Source organism: Pseudomonas sp. TE3899 (genome assembly GCF_056279105.1).
In genome coordinates this window covers 5,640,555-5,654,053 of record NZ_JBWBQR010000001.1, presented here as the reverse complement: position 1 = coordinate 5,654,053, position 13,499 = coordinate 5,640,555, and the positions used below count along the sequence as shown (strand labels likewise).

Sequence of the window (13,499 nt, the reverse complement as noted above, 5' to 3'; positions counted from 1 at the left end):
CTTCACCTGCGACTCCCCTTACTCAGGCAACGCATAAGCAATCACATAATCCCCGCGATCCGATGACTGTCGCGCCCCACCCACCGTCAGCAAGATGTATTGCTTGCCAGTCTTCGGTGAAACGTAAGTCATCGGCCCGGACTGACTGCCCACCGGCAAGCGCGACTTCCAGATCTCATTGCCATTACCGGTATCAAACGCCCGCAGATAGAAATCCTGAGTGCCGGCAAAGAACAACAACCCCGACTGAGTCGCCAGCGAAGCGCCCAGCGTCGGCATGCCAATCGGGATCTGCAAGTGCATGCGAATGCCCAGCGGCCCCGTGTCTTGCACGGTGCCGACCGGAACCTGCCACATCAGTTTGTGGGTCTTGAGGTCGATGGCGGACATCGTGCCAAACGGTGGTTTCTGGCACGGGATACCGGCCGCCGAGAGGAAACGTTCGCGCATGGCGCCGAATGGCGTGCCTTCCTGTGGCACAACGCCCATTTCAATGCCGCTGGCCCCCGCGGCGATTTTGTTGCGCGGGATCATGTAGTTGGCCAGGCCCAGGCGCATGTCGTTGACGAACATGTAATTCGTGTTCGGATCAACCGACACGCTGCCCCAATTCATGCCGCCCAGGGAGCCCGGGAATTGCAGTGCGCGATCAAGGCCCGGCGGGGTGTAGACGCCTTGGTGGCGCATGCCTTTGAACTGGATGCGGCACATCAATTGGTCGAACGGGGTAGCACCCCACATGTCGGATTCGGTCAGTGTCTGGTTGCCGATTGACGGCATTTCCACCGAGAACGGCTGGGTCGGCGAATAACGTTCGCCGGGGACGTTGCCTTGCGGTACCGGCCGTTCTTCGACCCGGGCGATGGGCACGCCGGTTTCGCGGTTGAGCAGGAAGATCTCGCCCTGTTTGGTGACTTGCGCCAAGGCTGGCTGAGTGCCGCCCTTGTCGTCCGGCACATCGTAGAGCAGCGGTTGCGCCGGCAGGTCGAAGTCCCAGAGGTCGTGGTGGGTGGTCTGGAAGTGCCAGCGCACCTGACCAGTCCTCACGTCGATGGCGACGATGGATGAGTTCCACTTGTCATCGAAGGCCGTGCGTTGGCCACCGAAGAAGTCAGGCGTAGCGTTGCCGGTTGGCAGGTAGACCAGACCGAGCTTGGCGTCGTAGGACATGGCCGACCAGACGTTGGGCGTACCACGGGTATAGGTCTCGCCGGCCGGCGGGCGCTTGGTGGTGTTCGGGTTGCCCGGATCCCACGCCCACACCAGTTCACCGCTGCGCACGTCGTAGGCACGGACTACGCCGGGTGGTTCACCGGTGGAATAGTTGTCGGCCACGCGTCCGCCGACGATCACCACATTGCCCGCGACCAGCGGGGTCGAGGTTTGCTGGTAGTAACCCGGTTTGACTTCGCCCATGTCGGTTTTCAGGTCGACGGTGCCTTTGTCGCCGAAGTCTTCACACGGCTTGCCGGTATCGGCATTGATGGCGATCAGACGGGCATCGCCCGTCGGCAGAAACAGACGTTTCGCACAGGCCGTTGGCTGGTTATCCGACGACACAGGGGTTTCGGAATAACCCAGGCCACGGCAACGCTGCCAGTTCGGCGCGGTGCCTTGAGGGTCGAACTTCCAGCGCTGGGTGCCGGTGTCGGCGTCCAGGGCGAAGACTTTGCCGTAGGCGGTGCAGGTGTAGACCGTGTCCCCGATTTGCAGCGGGGTGTTCTGGTCTTCGGCGCCAGCGCCGGTGCTTTGCGGGATGTCGCCGGTGTGGAAAGTCCAGGCCACCTGCAACTTGTCGATGTTGCCTTTGTTGATCTGGTCCAGCGCGGCGAAACGATTGCCGGCGGTGGTGTTGCCCCAGTGGGCCCAGTCTTTCTGTTCGGTGCCCGGTTTCACCGGGGTCACCGCAGGCTCAATGCTGGCCCTGACCACGTGGGTCGGCACAAACATGTAGGCCAGCGTGGCGACGACGCCCACCCCCAGAATGCCTGCCAGACCGTAGGCGCCGCGCCCAGCATGAGCGCCGGAAGCACGCACCAGCGTGGGATAAATCAGCGCGACAACCAGACCGATCACGGCAAACGTCAGTACCCGCGAAACCAGCGGCCAGTAATCGAAACCGCTGTCCCACACCGCCCAGATCGCCGTCAGAATCAGCGCCAGAGCGTACAGCCACGCTCCTTGCGGCTTACGACGGGCAATCATCAGCCCGGACAACAGCATCGCCAGGCCCATCAGCAGGAAGTACCAACTCCCTCCCAACGCAATCAGGTAACCACCGCCACCGGCCAGACCGAGCCCGATCAACGCAATCAGGACACCCAGCCCCCACAGCAACCATTTGCTGCCGGCGGCAGCCCCAGAATTATTCATGTCGGAAGTTTTCCCCATTTGTGACAAGCGCGAAATGATGTACTACCTAGTTACTTATGGCAATTTGTCGCAGATGAAAAAGTTCTGAACGGTCCTGAGGCCAGATCAAACCTCCGCCGGGCAAGCCGTGCTGTAACATGCCAACCCACCAATTTATGTTGCTGGAGACGACCTTTGCCTGACACCCGCCCACCCGTGCTCGACGAAATCGACCGCCAGTTGATCGCGGCCTTGCAGATCAACGCCCGTGAAAGCGTGGCCATGCTCGCGCGGCAATTGGGCATCGCGCGCACCACGGTCACTTCGCGGTTGGCGCGACTGGAGAAGGCCAAGGTCATCACCGGTTATGGCGTGCGCTTGGGTCAGCGGGTGGTGGATGGCGGGTTGCAGGCGTATGTCGGCATCACGGTGCAGCCGCGCTCCGGCAAGGAAGTGTTGCGCCGGCTCAGTGCGATGGCTCAGGTGCAGCAGCTGTGCGCGGTGAGTGGTGAATTTGATTACGTGGCGTGGTTGCGTACGGATTCGCCGGAGCAGCTGGATCAGTTGCTGGACCAGATTGGCAGCGTGGATGGGGTGGAGAAGACGACCACTTCAATCATCTTGAGCAGCAAGATTGATCGGGGGCAGCCGGTTTGAGTTTTGGACTGGTTGTTTTGTAGTGTCTTTGAGGGCCCCTTCGCGGGCAAGCCTTGCTCCTACAGGGTCGATGTGTAGCGATAGATCGTCATATTGATCTATAAGATGGCAAAACGACGACACATTGCGTCTTATTAACGTGTTCTACGCTCTCTAGAATGGCTGCCATCTTTTCCTATACTCAGACGCGCATCCCGCGTCGGGTCGCCAGCAAGGTCAGCCATGAACAAGAATAATCGCCATCCTGCAGACGGTAAAAAACCAGTCACCATTTTCGGCCCGGATTTTCCGTTCGCCTTCGACGACTGGATCGAGCACCCGGCCGGCCTGGGCAGTATTCCCGAGCACAACCACGGTGCCGAAGTGGCAATCGTCGGTGGCGGGATTGCCGGTCTGGTGGCGGCCTACGAGTTGATGAAACTGGGCCTCAAACCTGTCGTCTATGAAGCCTCGAAGATGGGCGGCCGTTTGCGCTCCCAGGCGTTCAATGGCGCCGAAGGCATCGTCGCCGAGCTCGGCGGCATGCGCTTCCCGGTGTCGTCCACTGCGTTTTATCACTACGTCGACAAACTCGGCCTGGAGACCAAACCGTTCCCGAACCCGCTGACACCGGCGTCGGGCAGCACGGTGATCGACCTGGAAGGCCAGACCCATTACGCACAGAAGCTGTCGGATCTTCCTGCACTGTTCCAGGAAGTGGCTGACGCCTGGGCCGATGCGCTGGAAGACGGCTCGCGCTTCAAAGAGATCCAGCAAGCGATCCGCGACCGCGATGTACCGCGCCTCAAAGAACTGTGGAACACCCTGGTGCCGCTGTGGGACGACCGCACCTTCTACGATTTCGTCGCCACCTCCAAAGCCTTCGCCAAGCTGTCATTCCATCACCGCGAAGTGTTCGGCCAGGTCGGTTTCGGCACCGGCGGCTGGGACTCGGACTTCCCCAACTCGATGCTGGAAATCTTCCGCGTGGTGATGACCAACTGCGACGATCACCAACACCTGGTGGTCGGCGGCGTCGAGCAAGTGCCGCTGGGCATCTGGCGTCATGTGCCGGAGCGCTGCGTGCATTGGCCGGCAGGCACCAGTCTCAGTTCGTTGCACCGTGGCGCCCCGCGTTCCGGGGTGAAGAAAATCGCTCACGCGCCGAACGGCCGTTTCACCGTCACCGACAACTATGGCGATAGCCGCGAATACGCTGCCGTCCTGACCACCTGCCAGAGCTGGCTGCTGACCACCCAGATCGAATGCGATGAAACCCTGTTCTCGCAAAAGATGTGGATGGCCCTCGACCGCACTCGCTACATGCAATCGTCGAAGACCTTCGTGATGGTCGACCGCCCGTTCTGGAAGGACAAGGATCCGGAAACCGGCCGCGACCTGATGAGCATGACCCTCACCGATCGCCTGACCCGTGGCACTTACCTGTTCGATAACGGCGACGACAAGCCGGGGGTGATTTGCCTGTCGTACTCATGGATGAGCGACGCGCTGAAAATGCTGCCGCACCCGGTGGAAAAACGCGTGAAGCTGGCGCTGGATGCGTTGAAGAAGATCTACCCGAAAGTCGACATCGCCGCGCGCATCATTGGCGATCCGATCACTGTGTCGTGGGAATCCGACCCGCACTTCCTCGGCGCTTTCAAAGGCGCCCTGCCCGGCCACTATCGCTACAACCAGCGCATGTACGCGCACTTCATGCAGGACGACATGCCGGCCGAGCAACGCGGGATTTTCATCGCCGGCGACGATGTTTCGTGGACGCCAGCCTGGGTCGAAGGCGCGGTGCAGACCTCGCTCAACGCGGTGTGGGGCATCATGAAACACTTCGGCGGTGAAACTCACGCCGAGAACCCGGGTCCAGGAGATGTGTTCAACGAGATCGGTCCGATCGCCCTGCCCGAGTAAGAGGAATCCGAAATGCGCGTAGCCCTTTACCAATGTCCACCACTGCCCCTGGACGTCGCCGGCAATTTGCAACGTCTGCATCAATTGGCGCTGGAGGCCAAAGGCGCCGATGTGCTGGTGCTGCCGGAGATGTTCCTGACCGGCTACAACATCGGCGTCGATGCGGTCAGCGTCCTCGCCGAGGTGCACAACGGTGAATCGGCGCAGCAGATTGCGCGCATCGCCAAGACGGCCGGGATTGCCATTCTTTATGGCTACCCCGAGCGCACCGAAGACGGCCAGATTTACAACTCGGTGCAACTGATCGACGCTCATGGCGAACGCCTGTGCAACTACCGCAAGACTCATCTGTTCGGCGACCTCGATCACTCGATGTTCAGTGCCGGCGGGGATGATTTCCCGATTGTTGAGCTCAACGGCTGGAAGCTTGGATTCCTGATCTGCTACGACATGGAATTCCCGGAAAACGCCCGGCGCCTGGCCCTGGCCGGTGCCGAGCTGATCCTGGTGCCGACGGCGAACATGATTCCCTTCGACTTTGTCGCCGACATCACCGTTCGCGCCCGGGCCTTCGAAAACCAATGTTATGTGGCTTACGCCAACTATTGCGGCCACGAAGGCGATATCCAGTACTGCGGCCAAAGCAGCATCGCCGCGCCGGATGGCAGCCGTATCGCCCAGGCCGGTCTGGATGAAGCGTTGATTGTCGGTGAGCTGGATCGGCAGTTGATGGTCGATTCCCGCGCCGCCAATCGCTACCTCATTGATCGCCGTCCGGAGCTGTATGGCGAGCTGAACAAGCGCTGAGTTACCGTTATCCGCTAGCATTAGCGCTTCTCTGCTCTGGAAGTGCTCATGCCTGCGTTGAATCCCCCCCGCCCTCACACTGAAACCCTGGCCAACGGCCTGCGGGTGACGCTGCGCCATGCCCCGGATTTGAAGCGCAGCGCTGCGGCGTTGCGGGTCGCGGCCGGCAGTCATGACGTGCCATTGGCCTGGCCCGGACTGGCGCACTTTCTTGAGCATTTGCTGTTTCTCGGCACCGAGCGCTTTCCTACCGGCGAAGGGCTGATGGCCTACGTCCAGGGGCATGGCGGGCAGGTGAATGCGCGCACCAGTGAACGCACCACGGACTTCTTTTTTGAGTTGCCGCCTCAGGCATTTGGCGGTGGGCTGGAGCGTCTGTCAGACATGCTCGCTCACCCGTGTATGAATCTGGACGATCAGTTGCGGGAACGGGAGGTGTTGCAGGCGGAATTTGTGGCCTGGTCCCAGGACGCTGCCGCGCAACAGCAACTGGCCTTGTTTGATGGGCTATCCGGGGCGCACCCATTGCGGGCGTTTCATGCGGGCAACCGAGATAGCCTGCCGGTGCCGCAGCCTGAGTTTCAGCAGGCGTTGAAAGACTTTTATCAGCGGTTCTATCAGACCGGGCAGATGACGTTGAGTCTGGCAGGGCCGCAAAGTCTTGATGAGTTGAGAGCGATGGCCGAAGCGTTCGGCGCCGTCATGACCCTGGGTGAAAAAGCTCTACAGCAATCGCCGCTTCCACTGATGGACGCTTCCGACAAAAGTTATCAACAGGCCGGCGAACGTCGGCTGGATCTGCTGTTTACCTTCGAAGCGCTTCCCGGCTCGTCAGCCCAAGCGCTGGAGTTCCTGTGCCATTGGCTGAACGCCGCGAAACCCGGTGGGCTGCTGGCCAAGCTGCAAGACAACGGATGCGCCAACAGCCTGAAAGCCACCCCGCTTTACCAGTTCGCCGGGCAAGCCGTGCTGCATATCGAATTCAAGCTGCCCACCCAGACAACAGGAATCCGTGAACAACTGATGGATTGGCTCGGGTTCTTCACCGCCCAACAAGACTGGAACGGGCTGCGCGACGAATACGCGGCCCTGCAACTACGCCAACAGCAGGTCAGCAGCGCCCTGCAACGGGCCCAACGGGACAGTGAACAACTCGAACCCCGGCTGTCCGAACAGGGCGTGGCCGCCCTCAAGGACATCCTGAAACAAATCGGAGCTGTGGATAACTTCACCGGCCAATGGCAACTGCCGGCGCCTAACCCGTTTTTGCGCGCTGAAGAACCGCTCGCCAATGCCGGACTGATCCGTGGCCAGACCAGCGCCCACCGTGGTTTGCGCACCTTTGCCCAGGATCGGTCCCGTGGTCGTCGTGAACGCTCGCCGATGCAGTTCAGCCAAGCGTTACCGGGGAACACTGATGAAGGTGCGATTTACGTGCGCTGGCGGCTGGAGTCGAAGCCTGAGAGCGGCCTTCAGTCAGGCCTGGAACACAGCCTGCAACCCTTGCGCGAAGACGCCCGCCAGGCCGGTGTCGATTTTTCCTTCAGTGCCACGGGCAACGAATGGCTGCTAAAAATGACCGGTCTGCAGGAGCCGATGCCAATCGTCCTGGAGCACGCGCTAACGGTTCTGACAAAAACGAATGCCGATTTCCCACAAGCCGAAACGACAAACCTTGGGTTGATGCCGATCCGGCAACTGCTCAAAGCCTTGCCCGAACATTGCCTTGAACACGCCACCGTCTCAGCCGATCTGCAACAACTCTGGTTGAGCGCCCGTTGGGATGGTCTCGCCGTAGGCCTGTCCGCCCAGACCCAAGCCGCCATGGGCGTTGCCCTGAGTCGTATCCCGGGTGTTGCGGACACTCAACTGACACCACCGCCCTCGATCAACTCGCAGCACCTGTGGCACACCGTCGGCACCGATTCAAGCGAACACGCGCTGCTGCTGTTCTGTCCGACAGCCACCCAGGAAATCTCTGACGAGGCCGCTTGGCGCCTGCTGGCGCACCTGTGCCAGACGCCGTTCTACCAACGCCTGCGGGTCGAGCTTCAACTGGGTTACGCCGTGTTCAGCGGTCTACGCCAGATAAACGGCCAGACCGGGCTGCTGTTGGGTGTGCAATCACCCAATGTCGCTACTGCCGAATTGCTGAAACACATCGAACACTTCCTGAACGGACTGGCCGACGGCATCGAGGCATCCACTTACCTCGCCCAACGCCAAGCCCTCGCCGATCAATTCGACAACACCACGTTGCCCACCCTCCAGGCCGCCGAATGGCTGTGGCAGGCCAAGCTTGCAGGCCACTCGTCGGATTACCTGACGCAACTTCCTGAAGCAATTTTAAAGATCGACCGACAAGCACTGCTCGCCGCCGCCCGACGCCTGAACAACGCCGAAGGCGGTTGGCGCTGCCTGGCCAACACCGCTTGCCCTGGCGCACCCTGGCAAGCGGCAAAATGATCATTACGAACGCCGCAATTAGCTTTCTCAAAGTTTCACGGGCAAGCGCTCGGTAATTTTGAGTAACATAGCCACCTAACTATCTGAACATCTCCGACTGGAGGTGGACTATATGTATAGGTCTCAACTGTCCCTACCACCTGAAAGGAGCACTCCCATGTCCTGGTCCAAACCTGCTTACACCGACCTGCGTATCGGCTTTGAAGTCACCATGTACTTCGCAAGCCGCTAAGTTTGTATCGTTGTGCAACGCCTCGGTCTGCCGAGGCGTTTTTATTTTCAGCGTTGAAATGATGGAGCGCCCATGTTTGTCCAGATTCTAGGTTCCGCTGCCGGCGGCGGTTTCCCGCAGTGGAATTGCAACTGCGTGAACTGCGCCGGTTTTCGCGACGGCAGCCTGAACGCCAAGGCGCGGACCCAGTCGTCCATCGCGATTTCCGATGACGGCGTGAACTGGGTGCTGTGCAACGCCTCGCCGGACATCCGCGCCCAACTCCAGGGCTTCAGCCCGATGCAACCGGGCCGGGCCCTGCGCGACACCGGGATCAGCGCGATCATCCTGATGGACAGCCAGATCGACCACACCACCGGCCTGCTCAGCCTGCGCGAAGGTTGCCCGCATCAGGTCTGGTGCACGGACATGGTCCACGAAGACCTGAGCACCGGTTTTCCGCTGTTCACCATGCTGACCCACTGGAACGGCGGGCTGAACTGGAACCGCATCGAACTCGACCAGAGTTTCACAGTACCGGCCTGCCCGAACCTGCGGTTCACCCCGCTGCCCCTGCGCAGCGCCGCCCCGCCTTACTCACCGCACCGCTTCGACCCGCACCCGGGCGACAACATCGGCCTGATCGTCGAAGACCTCAGCACCGGTGGCAAGCTGTTCTATGCGCCCGGCCTGGGCAAGGTCGACGCACCTTTGCTGGAAATCATGGCCGGCAGCGATTGCCTGCTGGTAGACGGCACGATGTGGGATGACGATGAAATGCAGCGTCGTGGCGTTGGCACCCGCACGGGTCGGGAAATGGGTCATTTGGCGCAGAACGGCCCCGGCGGCATGCTGGAAGTGCTGGAACAATTGCCCGAGCAGCGCAAAGTGCTTATCCACATCAACAACACCAACCCCATTCTCGATGAAAATTCGCCGGAGCGGGCGGAGCTGAATCGGCGTGGGGTTGAAGTGGCGTATGACGGGATGGGTATTGTGTTGTAGCCAATGGCCCCTTCGCGGGCAAGCCTCGCTCCTACAGGTTGATCGCTATCCCTTGTAGGAGCGAGGCTTGCCCGCGAAGACGTCAGACCCGACACCAAAGAACCCACCGGTCCTACCCGGAGAACCGAAATGACTGACACCGCAATGTCCCCCACCGAGTTCGAAGCCGCCCTGCGCGCCAAGGGCGCCTACTACCACATCTACCACCCGTATCACGTGGCGATGTACGAAGGCCGGGCGACCCGCGAGCAGATCCAGGGCTGGGTTGCCAACCGTTTCTACTATCAGGTGAACATCCCCCTGAAGGACGCCGCGATCCTCGCCAACTGCCCGGACCGCGAGATTCGCCGCGAGTGGATTCAGCGCCTGCTCGACCACGACGGCGCCCCCGGTGAAGACGGCGGCATTGAAGCCTGGCTGCGCCTCGGTCAAGCCGTCGGCCTCGACCCGGATCAATTGCGCTCCCAGGAACTGGTGCTGCCCGGCGTGCGTTTCGCCGTGGACGCCTACGTCAACTTCGCCCGCCGTGCCAGTTGGCAGGAAGCCGCCAGCAGCTCGCTGACTGAACTGTTCGCGCCGCAGATCCACCAATCGCGCCTCGACAGCTGGCCCCAGCATTACCCGTGGATCGACCCGGCCGGCTACGAGTATTTCCGCACTCGCCTGGGTCAGGCCCGTCGTGACGTCGAGCACGGTCTGGCGATCACCTTGCAGCACTACACGACGCGGGAAGGCCAGGAGCGCATGCTGGAAATTCTCCAGTTCAAACTGGACATTCTTTGGAGCATGCTCGATGCCATGACGATGGCCTACGAGCTGAATCGCCCGCCTTATCACAGCGTGACCGAGCAACGGGTCTGGCATAAAGGAATCACCTTATGAGTTTTGATCGCAGCAAGATCCCGACCTGGCGTCAGGGCTACCGCTACCAGTACGAACCCGCGCAAAAAGGCCACGTGCTGCTGTACCCCGAAGGCATGATCAAACTCAATGAAAGCGCCGCGCTGATCGGTGGTTTGATCGACGGCGAGCGTGATGTGGCGGCGATCATTGCCGAGCTGGACGCGCAGTTCCCCGGCGTGCCTGAACTCGGTGAAGACATCGAGCAATTCATGGAGGTCGCCCGTGCTGAGCACTGGATCGAACTTGCCTGATTCCGTGTCGGACAAGTTACCGCCCAAACCGGACATCGGCCTGCCGCTGTGGCTGCTGGCCGAATTGACCTACCGCTGCCCGCTGCAATGCCCGTACTGCTCCAATCCGCTGGATTTCGCCGAGCAGGGCAAAGAGCTGAGCACCGAGCAGTGGATCAAGGTGTTCCGCGAAGCCCGGGAGATGGGCGCGGCGCAGCTGGGTTTCTCCGGCGGTGAACCACTGGTGCGCCAAGACCTCGCCGAGCTGATCGCCGAGGCGCGCAAGCTGGGTTTCTACACCAACCTGATCACCTCCGGCATCGGCCTTACCGAGCAGAAAATCCGCGACTTCAAGAAGGCTGGTCTGGACCATATCCAGATCAGTTTCCAGGCCAGCGACGAACAGGTGAACAACCTGCTGGCCGGCTCGAAAAAGGCTTTCGCTCAGAAACTGGAAATGGCCCGTGCGGTGAAGGCCCACGGTTATCCGATGGTGCTGAACTTCGTGACCCATCGGCACAACATTGACAAGATCGACCGCATCATTGAGTTGTGCATCGCCCTCGAAGCGGACTTCGTCGAGCTCGCCACCTGCCAGTTCTACGGTTGGGCCCAGCTCAATCGTGTCGGCCTGCTGCCGACCAAGGAACAACTGGTCCGCGCCGAACGCATCACCAACGAATACCGCGCCAAACTGGAAGCCGAAGGGCATCCGTGCAAGCTGATTTTCGTCACCCCGGACTACTACGAAGAACGCCCGAAAGCCTGCATGAACGGCTGGGGCAGTATTTTTCTGACAGTGACGCCGGACGGAACCGCCCTGCCCTGTCACGGTGCCCGACAGATGCCGGTGCAATTTCCCAACGTGCGCGACCACAGCATGCAGCACATCTGGTACGACTCGTTTGGCTTCAACCGCTTTCGCGGTTACGACTGGATGCCTGAGCCTTGCCGTTCGTGCGATGAAAAAGAGAAGGACTTCGGCGGTTGCCGTTGCCAAGCGTTCATGCTCACGGGCGATGCCAGCAATGCCGATCCGGTGTGCAGCAAATCGGAACATCACGGCGTGATTCTCAAGGCCCGCGAAGAAGCCGAGCACGCGACCCAAACCATCGAACAACTGGCCTTTCGCAATGAACGAAACTCACGCCTCATCGCCAAAAGCTGAACCCTTCAGCGCCATCCGGGCCGTCGCGGCCGGTATCGACTTCGCCGAGTTGCAACTCGGCCGCCATGGCTTGTTCTGGAACGAGTACCGGCCCGAGGATGCCGCGTGCCGAATCTGGCATTGGCACGAAGGCCAGGCGCAATGCCTGACGCCGCTGGGGTTTAGTGTGCGCAGTCGGGTGTACGAATATGGCGGTGGGGCGTTTTGTCTGACGGATGACGGGATTGTTTTCGTCAACGAGGCGGACCAGCAGTTGTATCGGCAATCGTTGAACGGTGAGACGCCTGAGGTGCTGACGTCGGCTGAGTGCCGTTATGGCGATCTGCAGTTTGCCAATGGCCAGGTGTTGGCGGTTGAAGAACATCACGATCAGCATCGATTGGTGGCCATCGACCTGGCGGACGGTGTGCGTCATTTGCTGGCCGAGGGCGCGGATTTTTATGCCGCGCCGACGCTGAGTCCTGACACAAAACGTTTGGCCTGGATCGAGTGGAGCCGGCCGGACCAGCCATGGACCGCGACCCGGTTGATGGTTGCCGAACGCCAGAACGAGGGCTTTGGTCCGCCGCGTTGTGTGGCCGGCGATGGTGCTGAAGAGTCGCTGCAACAACCCCGTTTCGATGCCACGGGCCGCTTGTATTGCCTGACTGATCGCGGCGGCTACTGGCAGCCATGGATGGAATCCGTAGAAGGACTGACCCCGCTGGCCAGCGCCGCGGCTGATCACGGACCCGCGCCGTGGCAGCTCGGTGGCAGCACTTGGTTGCCACTTGGCGAAAACGCTTATCTGGCGAGCTGGACCGAAGGCGGCTTTGGCCGACTGGGTCTGTGCGGCGACGCCCCGGAGGATTTCACCGGGAACTACAGCCGTTTCCGAAGTCTCGCACTGGATGAACAGTTCATTTACTGCATCGCCGCCTCGCCCATCAGCTCCTCGGCGGTGCTTGCCATCGACCGCAACACCCGGCAAGTCAACGTCATCGCCGGCGGCATTGCCCCCTTGCCCGCCGAGCAGATCAGCCGTGCGCAAACCCTGCGCTACCCGAGCGGTTCGGGGGAGGCCCATGGCTTCTTCTACCCGGCGATGACCGGCGCTGCAAAACCGCCGCTGGTGGTGTTCATCCATGGCGGCCCGACTTCGGCCTGCTACCCGATGCTCGACCCGCGCATCCAGTATTGGGCGCAACGCGGCTTCGCCGTGGCCGACCTCAACTACCGTGGCAGCAGCGGCTATGGCCGGGATTATCGGCAGGCGCTGCACCTGAGTTGGGGCGATGTGGATGTGGAAGATGCCTGTGCCGTGGTCACTTACCTCGCCGAACGCGGGCTGATCGATGGCGACAAGGCCTTCATTCGTGGCGGCAGTGCCGGCGGTTACACCACCCTCTGCGCGCTGGCGTTTCACAAGGTCTTTCGCGCAGGGGCCAGCCTGTATGGCGTCAGTGATCCGGTTGCACTGGGCAAGGCAACCCACAAGTTCGAAGGCGACTATCTGGATTGGTTGATTGGCGATCCGCGTCAGGACGCCGAACGTTATGCCGCGCGAACACCGCTATTGCATGCGCGCAACATCGCAGTGCCGGTGATTTTCTTTCAGGGTGAGCTCGATGCCGTGGTGGTGCCACAGCAGACCCGCGACATGGTCACGGCGCTGGAGGACAACGGCATTCTGGTCGAGGCCCACTATTACGCTGATGAGCGTCATGGGTTTCGCAAGGCGGGGAATCAGGCCCATGCGCTGGAACAGGAGTGGTTGTTTTATCGGCGGGTGATGGAATTGGCCGATTGAAACCGC

Annotated in this window: 11 protein-coding genes; 10 read left to right on the top strand and 1 reads right to left on the bottom strand. The window is 61.0% G+C overall.

Features of this window, described 5'->3' with window-relative positions; translation table 11 throughout:
• Positions 1-18 precede the first annotated feature (18 nt).
• Positions 19-2,373, bottom strand: coding sequence for a glucose/quinate/shikimate family membrane-bound PQQ-dependent dehydrogenase (locus ACZ89E_RS25620; protein WP_476256685.1), 2,355 nt, complete (start codon positions 2,371-2,373; stop codon positions 19-21).
• A gap of 174 nt (positions 2,374-2,547) precedes the next feature.
• Between ACZ89E_RS25620 and ACZ89E_RS25615 the strand changes: the two genes are divergently transcribed.
• The 10 genes from ACZ89E_RS25615 (at position 2,548) to ACZ89E_RS25570 (ending at position 13,493) form a co-directional block, all read left to right on the top strand.
• Entirely contained in the window at positions 2,548-3,009 is a 462-nt protein-coding gene (locus ACZ89E_RS25615) for an Lrp/AsnC family transcriptional regulator (RefSeq protein ID WP_007980298.1), read from the top strand.
• Between the two features lie 222 nt (positions 3,010-3,231).
• Positions 3,232-4,914: a flavin monoamine oxidase family protein gene (locus ACZ89E_RS25610; protein WP_149659583.1), complete on the top strand. Its 1,683-nt coding sequence runs from the start codon at positions 3,232-3,234 to the stop codon at positions 4,912-4,914.
• Positions 4,915-4,926: 12 nt separating this feature from the next.
• Positions 4,927-5,721 carry a carbon-nitrogen hydrolase family protein gene (locus ACZ89E_RS25605; RefSeq protein ID WP_149659584.1) on the top strand — a complete coding sequence of 265 codons (795 nt, stop codon included), beginning with the start codon at positions 4,927-4,929 and terminating at the stop codon, positions 5,719-5,721.
• A gap of 48 nt (positions 5,722-5,769) precedes the next feature.
• Positions 5,770-8,187, top strand: a complete 2,418-nt coding sequence (pqqF, locus tag ACZ89E_RS25600; protein ID WP_476256684.1) for a pyrroloquinoline quinone biosynthesis protein PqqF — start codon at positions 5,770-5,772, stop codon at positions 8,185-8,187.
• 157 nt (positions 8,188-8,344) lie between these two features.
• A complete protein-coding gene (pqqA, locus tag ACZ89E_RS25595) occupies positions 8,345-8,419 on the top strand; it encodes a pyrroloquinoline quinone precursor peptide PqqA (protein WP_009045898.1) in 75 nt (24 codons plus the stop codon).
• A gap of 72 nt (positions 8,420-8,491) precedes the next feature.
• Entirely contained in the window at positions 8,492-9,403 is a 912-nt protein-coding gene (pqqB, locus tag ACZ89E_RS25590; RefSeq protein ID WP_149659586.1) for a pyrroloquinoline quinone biosynthesis protein PqqB, read from the top strand.
• A 129-nt stretch (positions 9,404-9,532) separates the two neighbouring features.
• The gene (gene pqqC / locus ACZ89E_RS25585) at positions 9,533-10,285 is read left to right on the top strand and encodes a pyrroloquinoline-quinone synthase PqqC (protein ID WP_123410558.1); all 753 of its coding nucleotides are present in this window, start codon (positions 9,533-9,535) and stop codon (positions 10,283-10,285) included.
• A complete protein-coding gene (pqqD, locus tag ACZ89E_RS25580; protein WP_149659587.1) occupies positions 10,282-10,557 on the top strand; it encodes a pyrroloquinoline quinone biosynthesis peptide chaperone PqqD in 276 nt (91 codons plus the stop codon). The genes pqqC and pqqD overlap by 4 nt, the downstream gene beginning before the upstream one ends.
• 4 nt (positions 10,558-10,561) lie before the next feature.
• Positions 10,562-11,704, top strand: coding sequence for a pyrroloquinoline quinone biosynthesis protein PqqE (pqqE, locus tag ACZ89E_RS25575; RefSeq protein WP_178129146.1), 1,143 nt, complete (start codon positions 10,562-10,564; stop codon positions 11,702-11,704).
• Entirely contained in the window at positions 11,670-13,493 is a 1,824-nt protein-coding gene (locus ACZ89E_RS25570) for a S9 family peptidase (RefSeq protein ID WP_476256683.1), read from the top strand. The genes pqqE and ACZ89E_RS25570 overlap by 35 nt, the downstream gene beginning before the upstream one ends.
• The last annotated feature ends 6 nt before the right edge of the window (positions 13,494-13,499 follow it).